This is a genomic window from Paenibacillus sp. FSL R5-0341 (assembly GCF_037975235.1).
In the GTDB taxonomy this organism is placed as follows: Bacteria; Bacillota; Bacilli; order Paenibacillales; family Paenibacillaceae; genus Paenibacillus; species Paenibacillus amylolyticus_A.
Genome location: NZ_CP150241.1, coordinates 6,494,023 through 6,513,184, shown reverse-complemented (window position 1 = coordinate 6,513,184; position 19,162 = coordinate 6,494,023). Strand labels below are relative to the sequence as shown.

The 19,162-nt window shown below is 44.6% G+C and carries 13 protein-coding genes; 8 read left to right on the top strand and 5 right to left on the bottom strand.

Annotation, left to right across the window (positions count from 1 at the left end):
- Positions 1 to 348: 348 nt before the first annotated feature.
- From MKX75_RS29080 to MKX75_RS29055, 6 genes are all read left to right on the top strand, one after another.
- On the top strand, positions 349 to 1,626 hold the full coding sequence (locus tag MKX75_RS29080) for a trypsin-like peptidase domain-containing protein (RefSeq protein ID WP_145150809.1): 1,278 nt from the start codon (positions 349 to 351) through the stop codon (positions 1,624 to 1,626).
- 316 nt (positions 1,627 to 1,942) lie between these two features.
- Entirely contained in the window at positions 1,943 to 2,467 is a 525-nt protein-coding gene (locus MKX75_RS29075) for a hypothetical protein (RefSeq protein WP_339167870.1), read from the top strand.
- A 337-nt stretch (positions 2,468 to 2,804) separates the two neighbouring features.
- Positions 2,805 to 2,972, top strand: coding sequence for a CxxH/CxxC protein (locus tag MKX75_RS29070; protein WP_017691462.1), 168 nt, complete (start codon positions 2,805 to 2,807; stop codon positions 2,970 to 2,972).
- Between the two features lie 687 nt (positions 2,973 to 3,659).
- Positions 3,660 to 4,139, top strand: a complete 480-nt coding sequence (rlmH, locus tag MKX75_RS29065) for a 23S rRNA (pseudouridine(1915)-N(3))-methyltransferase RlmH (RefSeq protein ID WP_105406444.1) — start codon at positions 3,660 to 3,662, stop codon at positions 4,137 to 4,139.
- 251 nt (positions 4,140 to 4,390) lie between these two features.
- A complete protein-coding gene (locus tag MKX75_RS29060; RefSeq protein WP_339167865.1) occupies positions 4,391 to 5,476 on the top strand; it encodes a 5-methyltetrahydropteroyltriglutamate--homocysteine S-methyltransferase in 1,086 nt (361 codons plus the stop codon).
- A gap of 28 nt (positions 5,477 to 5,504) precedes the next feature.
- On the top strand, positions 5,505 to 6,995 hold the full coding sequence (locus tag MKX75_RS29055; protein WP_339167863.1) for an aldehyde dehydrogenase family protein: 1,491 nt from the start codon (positions 5,505 to 5,507) through the stop codon (positions 6,993 to 6,995).
- Between the two features lie 135 nt (positions 6,996 to 7,130).
- Here the strand turns inward: MKX75_RS29055 and MKX75_RS29050 are convergent, their stop codons facing one another.
- Both MKX75_RS29050 and MKX75_RS29045 read right to left on the bottom strand, forming a co-directional pair.
- Positions 7,131 to 7,583, bottom strand: a complete 453-nt coding sequence (locus MKX75_RS29050) for a HEAT repeat domain-containing protein (RefSeq protein WP_339167861.1) — start codon at positions 7,581 to 7,583, stop codon at positions 7,131 to 7,133.
- A 91-nt stretch (positions 7,584 to 7,674) separates the two neighbouring features.
- Positions 7,675 to 8,640 carry a YndJ family transporter gene (locus MKX75_RS29045; protein WP_339167860.1) on the bottom strand — a complete coding sequence of 322 codons (966 nt, stop codon included), beginning with the start codon at positions 8,638 to 8,640 and terminating at the stop codon, positions 7,675 to 7,677.
- 153 nt (positions 8,641 to 8,793) lie between these two features.
- Between MKX75_RS29045 and MKX75_RS29040 the strand changes: the two genes are divergently transcribed.
- The gene (locus MKX75_RS29040) at positions 8,794 to 9,462 is read left to right on the top strand and encodes a DNA alkylation repair protein (protein WP_339167858.1); all 669 of its coding nucleotides are present in this window, start codon (positions 8,794 to 8,796) and stop codon (positions 9,460 to 9,462) included.
- A gap of 188 nt (positions 9,463 to 9,650) precedes the next feature.
- Here the strand turns inward: MKX75_RS29040 and MKX75_RS29035 are convergent, their stop codons facing one another.
- On the bottom strand, positions 9,651 to 10,691 hold the full coding sequence (locus tag MKX75_RS29035) for a fibronectin type III domain-containing protein (protein WP_339167856.1): 1,041 nt from the start codon (positions 10,689 to 10,691) through the stop codon (positions 9,651 to 9,653).
- A 327-nt stretch (positions 10,692 to 11,018) separates the two neighbouring features.
- Positions 11,019 to 11,564 carry a DUF6199 family natural product biosynthesis protein gene (locus MKX75_RS29030; RefSeq protein WP_339167855.1) on the bottom strand — a complete coding sequence of 182 codons (546 nt, stop codon included), beginning with the start codon at positions 11,562 to 11,564 and terminating at the stop codon, positions 11,019 to 11,021.
- A gap of 408 nt (positions 11,565 to 11,972) precedes the next feature.
- On the opposite strand from MKX75_RS29030, the gene MKX75_RS29025 reads away from it, so the two are divergent.
- Entirely contained in the window at positions 11,973 to 18,263 is a 6,291-nt protein-coding gene (locus MKX75_RS29025) for an Ig-like domain-containing protein (protein WP_339167854.1), read from the top strand.
- Positions 18,264 to 18,476: 213 nt separating this feature from the next.
- Here MKX75_RS29025 and MKX75_RS29020 read toward each other — a convergent pair whose 3' ends face one another.
- Positions 18,477 to 19,103, bottom strand: a complete 627-nt coding sequence (locus tag MKX75_RS29020; protein ID WP_076332197.1) for a hypothetical protein — start codon at positions 19,101 to 19,103, stop codon at positions 18,477 to 18,479.
- Between the last annotated feature and the right edge of the window lie 59 nt (positions 19,104 to 19,162).

Here is a 19,162-nt window from a genome sequence, read left to right as displayed (position 1 = left end):
TGACAGAATGGCGTGTCCGTTCTGTTGTACATAGACGCTGTATCTTGATTTGATGCCGGGATACGGCGATATGCAAGACCATTTTATAAAAATGCAAAAAAGCATGGGAAACCGTTGGAGTCTTCACGTAACGAAGACGACAGAAGAAACCTGAAGAAACAAAGTGTTCGCCTTTAGGAACAAATTTTCACCTTGGAAGAGGGGATCAAAAAAATTTGTGAGTAACAGCGATCGGAAGGTTCGTCTGTTGGCGGAGTGGTGTAAGTGAGAACTCCATCGTTGAACCATGCGACAACTTAGGCGGCAGTCAGGGTCTTGATGCGTGACAACGAAGGGGAGAGGATCACGATGGGATTGTTTGGAGACGATTTTTATTCAACCAAAGTATCAAGACGCGCCGAACCTGAACAGAAAGGCAAACTTCAGATCATCCGCCCTGGAGGCCGGGCACGTGGACGTGACCGCTGGAGCAATCCACGCAGATCGCGTACGGGAATCAGTTCCACAGTGAAAGTAGCTGTGATCAGCTCGGTGATCAGTTCCATCGTGACCGTCACGCTGTTTAGCTTCATTACACAGCCTGCATCGTTACCACTGGCGAATGCTACAGGCAACGGTGGTGGAGGCGGCGCACCGACAGCACAGGCAGCTGATCCATACGACCGGATTATTCAGGCGGCGGCCCATGTTCGTCCTTCGGTGGTGAGCATTGTGAACCATAAAACGGGTAGCAGTCTGTCGATGGAAGATTCCGCGCTGGGCTCAGGGGTCATTTTCAAGAAGGAAGATGGCAAGGCCTACATCATGACCAACCACCACGTCGTGGAGGGTGCGAGTGATCTGGAGATTGTGACCGTAGATGGGGAGACACATAAAGCGAAGCTGGTTGGAAAAGACCGTGTGAGTGACATTGCTGTATTGTCCGCAGAAGATAAAGGGCTGGGTGCAGTGGCGGAGATCGGCGATTCCAGCAAACTTCAGCGCGGTCAAACGGTGCTGGCGATCGGGAATCCGCTCGGTCTGGGCGGTACGCTGACATCCGGTATTGTCAGTTACACGGATCGTATTCTGCCTGTATCGATTAATCAGGACGGGGTGTACGACTGGGAGCAAAATGTGATCCAGACGGATGCGGCGATTAATGAAGGTAATAGCGGCGGTGCTTTGGTCGACTTGAACGGCAAAGTGGTCGGCATTAACACGATGAAGATCTCGGATACGGGCGTTGAAGGTCTCGGCTTCGCGATTCCGATGAATGAAGTGATGAGAACAGTCGATTCTCTGCTACTGAACGGCAAAGTATCTCGTCCATACCTGGGCGTGTACACGGTGGATCTGAGCAACCCTTATGCACCATTGGATGACGAGCAGCGCAAAGATCTGAAGCTGCCATCTCACGTGGATAGTGGCGTGGTTGTGCTGGAAGCATCGGGGCCGGCATCTGAAGCAGGAATGAAACTGAATGATGTTATTACGGAGTTTGACGGGCAAAAAATTACCTCCACGCTGGATCTGCGGAAGTATCTGTACGATCAGAAGAAGATTGGGGATACCATTGAAGTGACCTTCTACCGGGATGGCAAAGCTGAGAAGGTCTCGGTGAAGTTGACGGATAAACCAGAGTAAGGGAAGTTTCGAACGGAGCTTATGCTGTTGTTTGGATTGTAATAGGGCAATGCTAGAAGAGTGATCAGATCAACTGACCACTCTTTTTTAGTTGTTGGTTCAGTATTATGCTAGGGGTGGACTAGTTCGTTCGACATTAAATGAGTGGATTAACCATTTTTATGTTCCTATGATCAGTTAGACCCGGAGCCAAAGGAGCAGATACATCAGACTCGGGCTGTGGTAAACTGTTGTCAATATGTTGGAGACGGTCGCTGATGCAAATAACATCTGTTTGTCGATCTGATTTTATTTCAGAATGGAAGGGGTATTAATAATGAAACGATTGAGGAAAAAGATGCTGGGGGGAACGAGCTTGGCGCTGTCCCTGTTTATGCTGTCTGCCTGTGGATCTGAGGTAGCTACAACAGGAGCTGCTGTGGATACAAGTGCTCTGCAAGAGAAGATTGCTGGACTTGAGAAGAAACTGGTGGAGCAGGGAGCCAAGAGCAGTGAGCAGGAACAAAAGATCGCAGAGCTTGAGGCTAAGTTGAGTGAGCTGAGTACAAATGTGATTGCGGTAGGTGAGACAGGTGGTCAAACGCCTGTAGCATCGGGAAACAACGGATCGGCCGGGAAAGGCGATGGGGTCCTGATTACGTTTGCCCAGTATGAGAAGCTTGAGGTTGGCATGTCGGTCGGAGATGTCATCGAGATCCTTGGCGGCGAAGGTGAAGCGCTGAGTGAAGCGGAGAATATGGTGGTTTACAACTATAAAGGCACAGCCGGCAATGGTGCCAATGCGGTTATTGCTTTTCAAGGCGGGAAGCTGTTGACGAAGGCGCAGTCGGGATTGAAGTAAAGAGTTTGGATTACAGACAATTCATGGAATGGAACAGGGGAATAAGTAACTCTGTTTTCGTAATTCAGGCGCCGGAGCAAGATTCATTCGCTATGTGAAGTGATTGTTTATGTTACAGGAGCATTCTTTTCGTAGTACCGTAAAGGTATCGGGAAGGATGCTTTTTGTGTTCTTTTACGGCGTATGCAGAGGTTTGGTGGATGTTGGGTACGATAAATTAGGGCTAGGGGTTTCTTTTCAGTGGCAGGTGTGATAGAACTGAGAAGTGGCTATCCTGTAATGGGATACGCGGTTGTGAATCGGGAACATAGCTGGTTACAGAAAGGATGCATAACGGATGTACGTTGTATGCAAAGAACACGTGGACATTGCCATCGACATGTTTGTCGATGAGTATGAGGACGCTCCAGATATCGTTGATCTGAAGGAGACGGAATTTGCCGATTGGGACCCGCCTGCGAAGTGCGCTGAGTGCGAACAGCACGCGGAATTCCTCGTCGTTTAGCGTACTGTAGGACTTAGATGGCCGGAGGCGTGACTATAAGTGGCGCTTCAGGCTGACTTTCCATCCGGTATGAACATCACAGCAAGAAGCCAAGGAGAGCGTGATGAGCGCTCTTTTTGTGTTTGTGCAGGGAATTGGTAGTGGTTGTTAGGCAGCGTGGAGCTGGGCGGGGGTTTTAGGGGCGGACGGTGGAGTAGGACAGTAGGAGAAGATTAAGCTAGGTAGGCGCCGAGCCGAGTTCTGAGTTGGGATGAGCCAGGTTGTAGCAGACGTGCAAGGTGTGTAGGTAATAGAAATGGAAGCTCGGGCTTGGGGGAAAGTAGAATTCGGGTAACGGCGTTGTCGGTAGGGACGGTGGCGTGGCTGGGTTGGGTGGAGTAACTCTAAAGAACCTGACAGACCTTATTCGTGGCAAATACCGCCTGGTTGAAATCTAACGAATCGTAGACACGTTATATTGCTGAAATGGTCTCGAAAGAGGTGGGGAAGACTCGGTTTTAGTGGGATAGCGTGTTTCAGATTCGTTAGATTTTAAAGGAGCCGAAATGAGGCTGAATAAGGTGTGTGGAATTCGTTAGAATTTGGAGAAATGTGTAGTGTAGGTGTACTACGGTTGGAACGAACGATGCGCTGAAGCATCTTACTTATAGAATATCTCGCAAGACAATTTAGGAGGAATGGATTTTCATGTTTATTCAGATTATTGGCGTAGGCAAATTGAAGGAAAAATATCTCACGCTGGGCATTCAGGAATATGCCAAGCGGCTCGCCCCGTACATCAAATTTCAGATGATCGAGGTCGCAGACGAAAAGGCGCCCGATACCCTGAGCGAAGCTGAGGTTCGGGCGGTGAAAGAGCGCGAGGGCGAACGCATCCTTGCGCATGTGAAGAGCGAGGCGCACGTGGTCGCGCTCGCATTGGATGGCCAGCTCTGGAGTTCGGAAGAGCTGGCCATGGAGATCGACAAGCTCGGCACATATGGGACGAGCCATGTCGTGTTTGTCATCGGAGGGAGCCACGGGCTCTCCGATGAGGTGTTGCGCCGCGCGAAGCAACGCTTGAGCTTCGGGCGCATGACCCTGCCGCATCAGCTTATGCGGCTGGTGTTGGTAGAACAGATTTATCGCGCAGTGAAGATAAATCGGAATGAACCGTACCATAAATAGTAGTAATATTTATGATATAAAATACTTTGAGAGATCCGAGGATGAGCATCAACATAATGAAGTTATCATTATGACCGCTAAACTTCGCTCCACCCTAAATCCACTACCATATAAGGTTGTGGATTTTTGCTTCTTAAAGTCTGTTAGCTATTGTTAAAAGCTATGACTAGTCATGCATTTTTGATATATCATGCTATCTTTCCAATCATGCTATACTCAATGAACTAAAAATGTTAGAGGGAGAAATAACTATGATACCATTTCGTAATGATCATGTAGGTAGCTTTCTACGTCCTGCAGATTTAAGTCAGGCACGTGAACAATATAAATCAGGCAACATCACATATAAGGAATTAAGAGCTGTGGAAGATAAAGAGATCATTCGAATTATTGAAAAGCAAAAGGAAAATGGCGTATTGGCAGTTACGGATGGTGAATTCCGCAGAAGCTGGTGGCATTTTGATTTTCTGGGTGGCTTGGATGGCGTAGAGCTATATGAGCAAATAGACGGACCGAAATTCCACAATATGCAAACGCGCAAGGGCGGAATTCGCGTTATTGGTAAAGTCGATTTCTCGAGTCATCCCTTTGTTCAGGATTTTGAGTTTTTGAAAAAGCATGCAGGTGATGCAGTCGCGAAACAGACCATTCCAAGTCCCAACATGCTTTTATATCGATTGGAAAATGGCGCCAATATCTATACGGACCGAGAGCAATTCCTTCAGGATACGATTGCGGCGTATCAAAAAGCCATTCAAGCTTTTTATGATGCGGGATGTCGATACCTGCAATTAGATGATACCGCTTGGGCAGACCTATTCTCAGACGCTGGTCACGATAAGCTGCGTGCCAAAGGTCTGGAACCGGCAGAAGAGTTAAAAACGATGCAGCGCATGATTAATGAATCCTTGTCTCATAAACCAGTAGATTTAGTTGTGACGATGCATATATGTCGCGGTAACTATAAATCGAACTATTTCTCAACAGGTGGTTACGAGTACGCTTCTGAAGTGATTTTTGGAGGTTTAAACGTAGATGGATTATTCCTGGAATTTGATGATGAGCGCTCAGGTGGTTTCGAGCCATTACAATATGTGAATCGAAAAGATTTGAAAATCGTGCTGGGTTTACTTACATCCAAAACAGGCGAGTTAGAGGATAAAGAACAGATTAAAGCTCGGATTGCAGAGGCGGCAACCTATGTTCCACTTGAGCAACTTTGTCTGAGCCCACAATGTGGCTTTTCGTCTACAGAAGAAGGCAATATTTTAACGGAAGAACAACAATGGCGTAAACTTCGTTATGTGAAGGAAATTGCAGAAGAAGTTTGGAATTAATCTATCTAAATAACGGAGGGGATTCAAAATGACGATCCAAGCAGACCAAGAGACAATTACAGTTGAAGCGTTCATTAATGGTCAGAATGTAAAATCCCTTTCGCAGGTAGCAAAAGAGAATCCGACAAACCCAACTGAGATCGTAGGCTATTTCCCTGTCACTACGAAAGAACAAGCTGTTGAAGCCATTGAAGCGGCGGCAGGAGCTTTTAAAACATGGAAACAGACCTCCATTGATGAACGCATTATGATGATGCGTAAGGCGATCGAGAAGATTAGAGCAGCTGAGAATGAAATTGTACATTTGCTGTCTAGAGAGCATGGCAAGCCCCTGTATGATGCACACGGTGAAATTTATGTTTCGTTAATGTGGATGGAGTTTGCTTGTAATGAAGTTACATCGGCTCTACAGGAAGAGATTAAAGAGCATGAGAATGGTAAAACGATTCTTTCCTATGATCCCATTGGTGTGGTGGCAGCGATTAGTCCATGGAACTATCCCATTGCTTTATCTACCATTAAGATTGCTCCTGCCTTACTTGCGGGCAACACGATTGTGCTCAAACCAAGCCCATACGCGCCACTGGCGGCAGCCAAGGTGGCAGAGATTATTGCGAGTGAGTTCCCGGCTGGTGTAATCAATGTCGTCCATGGTGATGCGGATGTGGGCGTTGAACTGACTACGAATCCTCATGTCACAAAGATCACCTTCACAGGTGGCACCGCGACCGCTAAGCATATTATCAAAGCAGCTTCGGAAACGATTAAGGATATGACGCTTGAGCTTGGTGGTAATGATGCGGCTATCTTCTTGGAAAGTTTTGATGTTCATGATGAGCGAGCAATGCGCCGGATTGTCATTTCTAATTTCTTGACTGCAGGACAGATCTGTATGATCGCCAAACGTGTGTATGTACACCGTTCTATCTATGATGCGTTTGTGGAAAAATATATAGAGGCGGCAAATCGCTGGATTCGAATTGGTGATCCCTTTGATTCAAATACGACGGTAGGCCCGGTTAATAACCTAAAGCAGAAGAATTACGTGCTTGGTTTGGTTGAAGATGCGCAAAAGCGCGGGGCTAAGGTCATCCCTCTTGGGCAAATTTTGGATCAGAAGCTGTTTGACCAGGGTTACTACTTACAACCTACGCTTGTTTTGGGTTGCGATGTTCATGATCCAATTGTGGTGGAGGAACAGTTTGGTCCTACGGTTCCGATTCTGCCATTTGATGATGAAGAGCAGGTTATTCATCTACACAATGAAAGCATATATGGATTGACGAGTTCTGTGTGGGGCAAAGAAGAGGATGCCATCTCCGTCGCACGTCAACTCGAAGCTGGAACGACCATGATCAATACAGCTGCTGTGCAGGGCCTCGATGTTCGCTTTCCTTTCGGTGGCTTCAAGCAATCTGGTATTGGCCGTGAATATGGCGCGGAAGGTATCCGCACGTATACAGAAAAACATGTCATCAACGTTCCGAAGACATTGGATCTTCCTTATATACCCGAATAAATCTTATAGCACACAACTTTGACATCGTACGAGGAATGTACATGTGAAATTGAAGGTAGGCCCTGAAGAAATAAAGAAGCCACTCCATTTTTTTTGGAGTGGCTTTGTATTCAACTATTATACGATGAACGGCGGCTATCTTCTGCCTAGTGTCTCCCAAATTCCATGGAGCCAGGAGTCAAAATCAGCATCTTTGTCGCCCTCGTAAGTATCATAGAGATCCAGACGTGTCTTTTGCAGTTTTTCCTTAAATTCCTCAAATGTGTGACCTTCAGGAAGGCTTTTTTTGATTCGAAGCAAAATTTTGTTAGTCCCTTTAAACAGCTCGCCTTTGTTTTTGGCAGGCATTTGTACATCTTCATCCAACTGTTTCAGCTTGAGATATGCGGCTTCGCGCACTTGGAACACTTGATCATTTTTCAAAACTTGCTGCAGTAACTTAACGGTTGGTTCTGTATCCCAGTTCCCCAATTCATTCACCGCACTTAGTCTGTCTCTCCAGCTTGAGGTCCGATTAGCCGCTCGTTTGAGCTCTTCAAAGTTTTCCGGTAGTTCGTTCACTGCTCCAGTATCATGGTTGTTCGTCAAAATTCAATCTCCTTAATCATCGCCATCTCGGCAGAATGATGAATGTTATTTATGTGATCACTATTATAGCACGAACCTGACTAAACTACTCCTATGAAGCCGATTGGCTAGCCTTTTCCTTAATGAAGTCCACCATAAACACCCAACCAATCAGTCCACATAAGACAAAACCAAATGCATGCAAAGATCCATATATGGGAATAAAATTGAGTATGGTTAAGGAGTACATATTTTTCAGTAACGGATAGAAGATGGAAATGACAACAACCGTGTAAAAGGCTAGGCAAGAAAGGCCCAAGAAGAAGGCTGCCTTAATATCCAAAGCGTTTTTCCTCAAATAAGCCAGGAGATAAGCGGTGTAAACCACAATATTGCAGGCGAACAGAGTGACACCAATATATTCAATTGGCTTGGAGAAAATCATACCAATAGCAATCAAGATTGGTCCGATGATATCAATGGCAACAACCCAGGGATACCAGCTTTTCTTCGTCATGATGCGTCCCAGTGCACCAATAAAAATCGGCACGATCGCAGATGAAAAATGAAAGTGAACCGAGCTTAATGCGTGCGTTGCAGGATTAGCTTGGAAAAGGTTCAATTGATATTGATATAAGGTAAACCAAATGCCCCCGATAAAAAAGTAAACGAGCCCAGCGCCAATCGCTATTTCCGCTGCTTTTCCTTTAGAAATCACAATCGTGGTCAAGCCATAGATGCCGAGCAACAGTGTGAACAGTAGCCATCCAAGAGAAAGAATCCCTGGAATTTCCGTACTTTCTAACCCCCACATCTTACTACTCATTACCGAGGCCAGGGTAAGAAGCGCGGCGGGAAATTGAAGCCATTTCATAGCGGCATAAATCAGTCGTTGATGTTTATTCTTTGCGTCATGGTTCAAAAGTAGAATCACAAGAGGTACAATGACGAAAGCCGCAAACAGTAGAAATTTCTCAACAAGTTCGAATTGAAAGTATTCCAGATAAAATATAAGAATAGTTATAATTCCACCGGGAAACGTGGGTGATTTCATTAGTTGTTTCAAGGAACTATTCATGGGGTTTCCTTTCTAACTATGTTTATCGTAATGGCTGCCTGCATCCAGTTGTGTAGCATTCTTAGTATAGCAAGGCAATTCTCCTTTTAGTAGACTAACACATTTATTTGTTAATTATGATGAAGTAGCGCTTTAATAAAGGAGTTGTATCAAATGAATAATAATAAAAGTTCAGAAATGAAATGCTCTTCAAAAGCAGAGAACATTCTACAACAGATCAATAGTAAAACTAAGCTAGGCGACTTACGAAAAATCGCGAAGGACATAAAAAAAGATCACGAATTAGCTATGGAACTTTGGTCAACAGAAGCGTTTTTGCCCAGACTATTAGCTATCTTAATTATGGATAAAAAACTTCTCTCACAAGAAGTGCTTAATAAGCTTGATAAGGATATGCAGACTCACACTTTTGATGAGCGAAATAATTTAATGGATTGGTTAATGGCTAATCAGCTCACCAAAGACAAGAAGACCATTGCATTGATGGAGTCATGGGAAGATAGCCCTTCTGCTCTTCAAAGGCGAGCTTTCTGGTATTATCAAGCGCGATTGAGATGGACTGGACAAACGCCTCCTGATAACACCGAGAACTTACTATCTACAATTGAAGCTAATATCACGCAGGAAGAGCCGGAAGTTCAGTGGGCTATGAATTTCATTGCAGGCTGGGTAGGCATTTATGATCAAGAGTATCGTGCTCGTTGTATTAGACTTGGTGAGAATACAGGTCTTTATAAAGATGAAATGGTATCAAAGGGCTGTACTCCTAATTATTTGCCGGAGTTCATTGCGATTGAAGTTAACAAACGAAATAACAATTAGTTACCCCTGATATATTCATTAGGGCTTGATGTGAAAATAAGAATTCAAAGCCTCAATATGAAAAGTTCAATCCGTAACAAAGTTTTCGTCTGTCGCAATTATTATGTAGGTTTCGGTAGCCCAATATGCTCTCGCATAAGAAAAAAAGCAGGAGACTATAATTAGTCACACTGCTTTTTAATATTTATTTATTTTGTGACTGGAGTGTATTCATTCACTTCAAATGTAATGATTTTATCAAAGATGATATAGTCTTTTCTACTATTGAATTGTCCAATGTTATTTTGGAGTTTATTGATTGCAAACATGATAGGTCCGGTACCAGCTGCCTTTTCTTCATACCATTTAATAAAGGCATTTACATCCGTCATAGAGAGATCATACTCTTTTTCTAGACCTGTATTAAAGGTGATTTTAAAGATCGCTCTTTCTATCGCTATTGGGGCTTGTGGCGTAGCAGAAGCTTGGTTTGAAGGTGCACCTTCTCCATTTTCATTAACGGCAGTAATCTCGTAATAATACGTAGTTCCATTGGTAACATTGACATCTGCATAGCTAGTTGAAGTTACAGTTGCTATCGTTTCAAATGGGCCACCAGAAGTGAGTGAACGTTTGACTTTATATGTAACTGCATTAGTTACCGAAGCCCAGCTAAGATCAACCTTAGCATCTTCAGCTTGTACATTTAGAGTTGGTGAAGCGATACCTTGATTAATCAAATAACCGGTTTGATCAATATCAATAGCATCTAGAACCCAACGCTTTGTATCAGTAGATTTTATTTGAACAGTATGTTTACCGGATTTCAAATTTTCCACACCGAACACGAGAGCCTTATTAACTGGTGTGGCTGTTCCAGAAGAATTAGCTGGAGAATAATCGACTCCATCAATTGTAACAATCAATTTTGTTGTGTAGTCCTGAAACATTGTACCAATTATTCTTAATTGCGTGCCATAAAATGTGAATGTTACAGTTTGAGAAGAATTCGTAGGGTTACTTGGGATGAAGTGCAACGTATTACCAAAAAAATTAGGACCAGTTTCTTCCTTCCACTGACCGCCGTTATACGAAATTTTTTTGTCGGCATCGTCTATTCTTTGCCATCCCGGCTCAGCAACCGATAATTGCTGACCAACTGTTGCAGCCGATACACTTGAACCGAAAAATGACGAAACTAAAATAAGTAAAGCTATAAAACCTAAAGTAACCTTTATTTCTTTAAACATTGATATACCTCCAAAACTAGTGTTTTATTAATAAATTTATAGTATCTTGTGTAGGAAATATTGTCTAAACATAACATGGAATATTATGTAAATTTTGATTATTGTGATTAAAAATCATAATTTATAAATAAAACAACTCCGCTAGGCACGATAGACTGAACGAGAACCGTTAACGAAAATTTTCTGTAGTTACTTTGCTGCCCTACATATTTCACAGTATCAAATTGCGATTCACGGTTCCTCGCCTATTAGCTTCGAATTATCTGCATATGACAAACAAAAAAGAACCGCACTGGAGTGAGGTTCTTGAAAATAATACTGACACTACTAATCACTATAATTTGTATGAATCCAAGTTTTTAACTCTTCACTCATTATCTCAAATTCCTTTTCAGTAGCCATCGGATGCAATTCGATTCCTCCAGAAGGTCCGAAAATAACGATTTCTAGGCTCGTTTCGTCTGTAAATGTAATTTTTCCAGCATTGTTCGATCCAATCACATTACCTGCATCAAAAGGTCTAAGTTCTGCATCTTGTATCATTTGGATAACCGTATTTTTTTCTTCCTCGCTTAATATGGAGGGATTACTCATGCCGATACTGATTTCTTGTACTTGCCCTGCATCAAGTTTCTCTTTAAATTGTTCTGCCCATTTGCTGTCCGCTCCGCTTCCTGTGGAGCAACTTGAAACAATCAGTATAAAACCGACAATCATAAACACAATACCTGAGATCCGTCCGGTACTTAGTGCTAAATCACTTGGCTCCGCATCTTTAAACTTCCATCCCAGTCGTACATACCAAGCAAAGTAAGGCCAAATAGCCATAATTAATCCTATGATTAAGACTAAAACACCTATAATTCCTGTCAAAGAATCACATCCTCTATATGTTAACTATTAGTCTAATATAAAAAACAGTAAGAACACCACTCTAAAAACTGTCCCCACCACAGATCCGACCTCTATTTCCACTAATCTAAAATAATCATTGAATTCTTAATCCCATACAAGTGCCAATAGTGTCACATGAACATTACCCTAGAAGCAGCTTTAGAAATGAACTGCGAGAAACAGAACGAAATGATGTCATACGAGTTTGTTCAGTTTTTGTTTAGAGTTAATGATTATACTAAAACTCGCAATATATCTGGAGATGGGAAGAAGGTAATAAATGTTGCGATAGTTCTTTTTTGAACAGGGTAGGTTGTGGACGAAGATATACAAGAACGTTGCTGTATTAGAATCATTACATTTCAATTTTGTACGGAGGCACTAAGTATGAACAACAATGGCTTTAGAAAATTTATTTCAATTGCGCTTACGGTCTGTCTAATATTTGGGGTTAGTGGTCTTGCTCCATTAGACGGATCAGTGGCCAATGCGGCAATCGCTCCGACTATGGCGGAGACGAACTACGACCAGTACCAAGTCAAGTTAACTGCCGACCCGGTGACGGATGCGCCACCTAGCGGTTTTGGCACAGCTGCATCAGACGGACGTATTTGGACTGACAAGAGCGTCACGGCAGAGGGTGACGGCAGTTTTAATGTCAAATTGTCAGCGTTAGCACAAGAATATATGACGGCAAATTCGACCAATCCAGGTGTCGGAGGGAGCGGCAATGCTGACGGTCCTGCGGCGGACGTAACCTTTATTTTGGACATGAGTTCGTCTATGGGAAATCTAAATGGGAGAGAAATAGCAGAAACAGCAGGTGGACCTGGTGTGTACTATCGTGTCGAAGCGATGGCCAAGGCAGCCAACGATGCAATCCGCACAGTCATGGACGCCAATCCCAATAACCGCGTTGCGGTTTATTGGTTTGGAGGATCGGCTAGCTCCAACCACCTCGGCACGTTTATGGAACTAGGACACTACGTATTTAGTTCAGGACATGGAACGGAAGATTATTTGAAATATGCAACATCGAACCAAAACATCACATTGAACAGCAATCTAGTCAAGGATGGTACGGCCGTTGGAACGAAGTCGCCAGTCTCGCTAGGGGCAGGTACGCCAACGCAGGACGGTATCATGTATGGCGTCTCCAAGACGATGAGCAGTGTGGGAAGTAAGGGTACGGGACCTAAGCGCCAGCCTTACTTGTTCCTCCTTTCAGATGGGGCGGCAATTCATGCCAAGAAGGCATGGTATACTTCGCCCAAAGGCAAATCGTTTGAAACTGATTTTCAGAATGCGGTAACCGAAGCTACAACGATTGTGAACTACAATCAAAGTGGCACTGATGGTACCAAATACGTACCAGCTACTGCCGGTACCAGTCTGGCCAATACAGGTGATCCGGAAATTGCTGCGCTGACTATACTGACGGGCGCATATATGAAGGGTCTTTTAGATAATCAGTACACTGCATACAATGGAGGAGAATCCACTAAAGCCAAAGTGTATACAGTGGGACTGGGTTCCACAACGGCAATTAATGGACCATATAGTGGTAGCCAGCCAGTCTACGCATGGGCAGGTCTTGACCCGAAAAGAGTCAACGATCATAAGGAAGACAGTAGTTATAACTATGGTACGGCAAAGAATACCTATGACAAGCTGAAAACGTATGCTGCTCAGGCACCAAATGGTTTTAACTACGCAGATTCTTTTGTTTACAGTAATTATTACACATTCGCTCCAACCTATGACATTGTCAGTTCAGCTTTTGCGGGGTTGGCCAATGATGTAGAAGCTACTACGACCATACTTCCGCTTCTCAATATACCGGAGACTACCGATCTTGGCTCAGAGACAGCCGATATAGCAAGTGCAATTGTTGTTGCAGACGAAATTAGCGAGGACTTTAATGTTGATCTGTCCACGTTGAAAATCGGTGACGCTGTTGCAACGGTGGATGCAACTACGACGATAAACGGTGGTACAGCGTATCAATTTGCTGGATACGGAAGTAAAGCCGTCATTAAGACAGTCGCAGGCGTTACCAGTCTCAATTGGTATATCGACGCAGTAGATATGCAACGGCATATTTATCGCTTCAAGAACCGGACAAGCCCAAAGTCGGGAGAATATAGTGCACCAACAGATGGTTCATTTGCACTCAACTATAAAGTAAAACCCACTTTTCAGGTATCTCCTAATAATGTAGGAAACATATCTCGCTACCTGAATTCAGGTAATTCCATGGATGGGGCCAAGACAGCGGCTTATTTCTTCCCGCCTACGGACAGCCCTTACTATCTTGCTTTAACGAGTAAGCAGACGATCTCCAAAACAGATGGAATTGGTGCAACCTATGTAACCGAGGAGTCACTGAATAATGGAAGAGCGACGATGAGACTTGGAAACAACGGTAAGCTTGATCTGAAGATGGGGATTGACAAGACAGGTCCCGCAACGATTCAGACCAACGGATCAATAAACTACACAGTTACAATCTATAACTATACGGATACGACAAAAACAGGTCTTAGTGTCACCAGTGAGGGCCAAACACAAACGGGAATTGATGTACCCCCGAATAGCAGTAAGGTGCTGAGCTTCACGAAAACGGCACCAGGTACACCGCAAACTGTGATCAGCGACAATGCTGTAATTTCGGGGATTAATCTTGGCTCTAATACAGTAACTACCAATGTAACGGATGTGACAACAGCTGTAGTCACCACGCATGTCATCGAAGCCATTGGAGGTACGACTGAAGGGGATAACACCTACAATATTGGTGATTCTGCAACAATTAAGGCAAGCGCAGATCAAGGATATGCATTTGTGGGATGGTATGACAACCAAGCAGGGACTGGTACTCCAGTAAGTACAAGTGCAGCATATACCTTTACCGTTCAGACGGATGTAGACTATTATGCTAAATATGTTATGCTGCCAGTCGCGGAGAATGACACGTATAGTGTCCTAAGAGGAGATACGCTCACCGTTTCGGCACTAGAGGGCATCTTGATGAACGATACGGATGCGGAGGGACGTCCACTTACGGCGGGGGCTATCAGCTCTGTCAGCGACCCGAGCAAGGGCACTCTGAATGTAAGTCCTGACGGATCATTTACATTCGTGGCAGATGAGGAAGCATCTGGTAACGTGACATTTACCTACCAAGCAGACAATGGCATCGCCCAGTCAAACGTAGCTACGGTGACGATTGCGATTACTCTACCAGTTTCTACGCATGAGCCTATTGCGGAGAATGACACCTATCGCATTAAGAGTGGAGATACACTCACTGTTCCAGTTGAGGCAGGTATACTCACGAACGATACCGATGATGAGAATCATCCGCTTACGGCGATGAATGTCAGCTCAATCAGTGATCCAAGCATGGGCACGTTGAATGTGAGCCCTGACGGATCGTTCACGTTCATTGCGGAGGAGAATGCATCCGGTAATGTTACGTTTACCTATCAAGCCTTTGACGGAACCGTTTATTCGAGTGTAGCTACGGTGACGATCACAATTACGTTGCCAATCAATACACATGTCATTGGAAATGTCGGGGGCACGACTAATGGTGACGATGTTTATGGGCTTGGCGAATCGGCAACAATTGCGGCTAACCCAAGTCTGGGCTATTCATTCGTGGGATGGTATGAGAACGAAGAAGGCACAGGTATTCCAGTAAGCACGGATGCGTCATACACATTTACTGTTCAGGCAGCCGGAGACTATTATGCAAAATTCAGAGCGGCGCCAGTTGCCGAGAATGACAGCTATCAGGTTGCAAGAGGGGGTAAACTTACCGTCCCGGCGGAAAAAGGAATTTTACTCAACGACACTAGCGCAGGGAATGATACGCTCACAGCAGTGAATATTAGTTCAGTTAGCGACGCAAGCAAGGGTACGCTGACCGCCAACTCGGATGGCTCATTCACGTTTGAGGCAAAAGAGGAAGCATCAGGAAGTGTGACGTTCACGTATCAAGCTTCTGACGGAACAGGTCAGTCCAACTTAGCTACGGTGACGATTACAATTACCAACCCGAGCATTGCTGGAACGGTGACGGATAAGAAAACCGGAGAACCAGTATCCGGGGCGACAGTCATTTTACGTGACCTTGCAGGTAAAGAGAAGGAGCGGTTCACGACAGGTTCAAATGGTAAATACAATTTTGAAAATGTCGTGATCAATAAATATATTCTAGAAGTGAGTAGCGATAAGTACAGCTTGGCTCATCGAGAAATCTCAGTATCCAAGGTCAACGTTAATACGAATGGAGTGGTCATCCAAGACTTTGAGCTTGTCGAATTTGAAATGACGTTGACGGCCAACCCATCGTCCATACTTGGTAACGGCACGTCAACATCCGTCTTTAAGGCGGTGGTGACTGATAAAGAGGGTCATCCCCAGGCAGGGGTCCAAGTTGTATTTAAAGTGCCGGATACAACATACGGTCATTTTGCTGGGAACTTGAATACGATAAGCGTCTTAACGGACGCACACGGAATCGCAACTACAACCTTCACGGCGGCTATACTTGGCGGTACGGAATCTGCCTCTATACCATTAACGGCAACGGTTGCTGATAGTCCAAGAGATCTCTACGTGAGTGATACGATTCATATTACGATCACCCCTGGTGTTATTACGGGTATCGTCACAGACCAAGCGGGTCACCCCGTAGCAGGCGCTTTGATTAAAGTGAGCAAAGATTTTGATGGTGATGGTATTACTGATTTTCATGCTGTTGCAGTTACAGCGGGCGATGGAGCATACACCCTAGCTATACCGCAGGGTAATGTGACATACGATGTATCCATTACAAAGCAAGTAGAGATTGGTGGACAGAAAAAATCCGTCACGTTTAATCAGAGTGTTCCAGTCAATGCTAGTGTGGATGGTCGATCCTTTGAGGGAAATAAAACAGTCTCTGGTGTTGTCTTGGTAGAAACATCGCAGGGCGGCTCCCTGGCGCTCAACGGAACTGTAGGCGGCGGTTACACGGTGTTGATCAATGACGGCAATGGGGCTCATACAGGCCAAATTGATTCTAATGGAATATTTAATATCGACAGTGTACTTAAGGGCATCTACACTGCCGATGTCATCTATAACATTCCGCTCCCGGGCGGTGGAACACAACCTGTTGTTGTTGGTCATGCTGATATTCAAATTAGTTCAGACGGACAAATCAGCATTAATGAGGTGCTCATTGACCCCTACGGTACAATTACCGATTCCGTGACGGGTCATCCAGTATCCGGTGCAATCGTTACGCTTCATTACAGCAACGGAACGGTGGTCAACTTGCCACCTGTGAGCAGCTTCCCGCCAGCGGATAACGCGAACCCGCAGACGAGTGATGCGACTGGGCAGTATGCGTTCATGGTATTTCCGCATACGGACTATTACTTAACCGCGACCAAGGCAGGATATAAGAATTTCGACAGCAGAGTTGTCGATACGAACCAGCCGCTAATTCATGTAGGTACGGAGATCGTACTGTACGACTTTAGCATGACGCCACTGTCGTCATCCAACGGAGGGGGATCTCCAGTTGTAACGACTGATCCTGTAACGCCACCAGTCACAACGACTGAGCCTGCACCACCGAAGACCATAACGACAAAGCCCATTGACTTTGCCACAGCTATCCTTGTGGACAAAATGAAGGGTAGAGAAGACGATATTCTAACCTTCACGGTGATTTACGCCAATAAAACACTGACTGAGGTTGATGGCTTGTATGTTGAAGCTACTATCCCGGCTGGAATGAGTTTAGTTGATGCAAACGGCGGCGTCGTTACAGGCCAAGAAATAAAATGGAATGTTGGTAAGCTGGCAGGAGACACACGTGGCCAACTGACATTTAAACTAAAGGTTAACGAAATGACCGAGGGCGAGAACTATGCTTCTGTTACGGCTGTGATCGGCTCAGATCATAAGCTTACGCTTGTGAATACGCAGGACGATACGTCTTTGATTAAAGTGATGGTGTACTCTAACCGTTATGAGCACAAACATGATCGATATATTATGGGGTACCCAGACGGTCATGTGAAACCTGAAAAGCTCATCACGCGTGCAGAGATTGCAGCTATTTTCGCCCGAACACTTCATTTGCAAGATGAGGTTCGACACGTCAACCTGTACAGCGATGTCGCTACGGAATACTGGGGTGCCGATTATATCGAAGCAGTTGCAAATAAAGGGATATTCAAAGGCTATGCGGATCATACATTCAGACCGGATCAGCCCATTACAAGAGCAGAGCTGGCGACAGCCATTGCGCGTTATCTCGGCGTTGCCAAAGAGCTCAAGATGGACCATATCTTGAGAATCAGCTCGTTTACAGATATTGAGGGGAACTGGGCGGAACAGTCTATCGATGAAGTTTTCCGTTTCGGTATCGTATTAGGGTATAAGGATGCTTCTTTCCAACCTGGAAGTCAGATTACCCGAGAGGAAGCCGTTAAGATGATTAATGGGATGCTGTATAGAGGTCCTCTGACTGGAGCAGAACCTTCATATCCGGACAACCGTTTGGACAAATGGTCATATGGACATGTCGAGGAAGCCACAAGAACCCATACCTATAAAATCAATGAAGATGGCTCGGAAACGATGATCAAGTATATCCCGGAAGATCTGTGGTAATTTTGCATCGTGAATACACTCAAACTTAGTAATAAGTAAGTGCACGCTATCTTAAACTAATCTGAGGGATCTCATTAGATTCCTCAGATTTTTTTGCGATCTGGTTATGTACATACATATTGGTGAGTGGACCCAAAAACGTTAGACACAAAAATGAGCCGCAAATCATGCGCCTCTTTTTTGTCTTTCTGTACATTCGAGTTCGTTTCCCTTTTAACGCCCGCCCGTATTCGAAGCCCAGACAGGAATCCAACTATTCGGATAATTGCTATTGGTCAGGGTTGTGTTATAGAGAACCAAATTCCCATCACTTTGCATGACCAGTGTATCACCTGTTGTGTTAGCCGGTAAGCTGCTCCCGTGATGACCTGGAATCCATGAGGTGGTATTGGGAGACCAAGCAGCTACCTGTACAGAAGTATCAATCATCAAAACTTTATCCCATCCCCAACCGGTGTAATATTCGAATTTACCTGTAGCCGGGTTGAAACCATAACGATAACCATATTGGTAAACGTCTTGATATTTCATGCCATATTTATAGATGACAGGTTTCCCGTACTGTGATTCAAAGTTGAACGAAAGAGCCCCACTGTTACTGGTACCGCTACTCCAAAGAGAAGAACCATTCTGATAGATGACAAAATTCCCGTCGTTCTGCCAAATGGCTGAAAATCTACCATCTTGGGAGGTGAGATAGTCACCCTTCGCCATGCTTTGGCCGATCGTGAGCTTATCTCCGATATAGCCGGCAGAAGCCGTCGCTGGTACGGCAAATGCAAGAATCAACAAGCAAGCCATAAGAATTCGAAAAGATCTAGGGAAAAGTTGTTTGATCATTGGACACGCTCCTATGTTCTTTATAATGGTTAACGCTAGTCCCGATTGGTGAAAGACGG

Excerpts from the sequence above, each read along its gene's own strand:
- MKX75_RS29080 (WP_145150809.1), top strand. The coding sequence starts at position 349 with ATGGGATTGTTTGGAGACGATTTTTATTCAACCAAAGTATCAAGACGC.
- MKX75_RS29075 (WP_339167870.1), top strand. The coding sequence starts at position 1,943 with ATGAAACGATTGAGGAAAAAGATGCTGGGGGGAACGAGCTTGGCGCTG.
- MKX75_RS29070 (WP_017691462.1), top strand. The coding sequence starts at position 2,805 with ATGTACGTTGTATGCAAAGAACACGTGGACATTGCCATCGACATGTTT.
- rlmH (WP_105406444.1), top strand. The coding sequence starts at position 3,660 with ATGTTTATTCAGATTATTGGCGTAGGCAAATTGAAGGAAAAATATCTC.
- MKX75_RS29060 (WP_339167865.1), top strand. The coding sequence starts at position 4,391 with ATGATACCATTTCGTAATGATCATGTAGGTAGCTTTCTACGTCCTGCA.
- MKX75_RS29055 (WP_339167863.1), top strand. The coding sequence starts at position 5,505 with ATGACGATCCAAGCAGACCAAGAGACAATTACAGTTGAAGCGTTCATT.
- MKX75_RS29045 (WP_339167860.1), bottom strand. The coding sequence starts at position 8,640 with ATGAATAGTTCCTTGAAACAACTAATGAAATCACCCACGTTTCCCGGT.
- MKX75_RS29040 (WP_339167858.1), top strand. The coding sequence starts at position 8,794 with ATGAATAATAATAAAAGTTCAGAAATGAAATGCTCTTCAAAAGCAGAG.
- MKX75_RS29035 (WP_339167856.1), bottom strand. The coding sequence starts at position 10,691 with ATGTTTAAAGAAATAAAGGTTACTTTAGGTTTTATAGCTTTACTTATT.
- MKX75_RS29025 (WP_339167854.1), top strand. The coding sequence starts at position 11,973 with ATGAACAACAATGGCTTTAGAAAATTTATTTCAATTGCGCTTACGGTC.
- MKX75_RS29020 (WP_076332197.1), bottom strand. The coding sequence starts at position 19,103 with ATGATCAAACAACTTTTCCCTAGATCTTTTCGAATTCTTATGGCTTGC.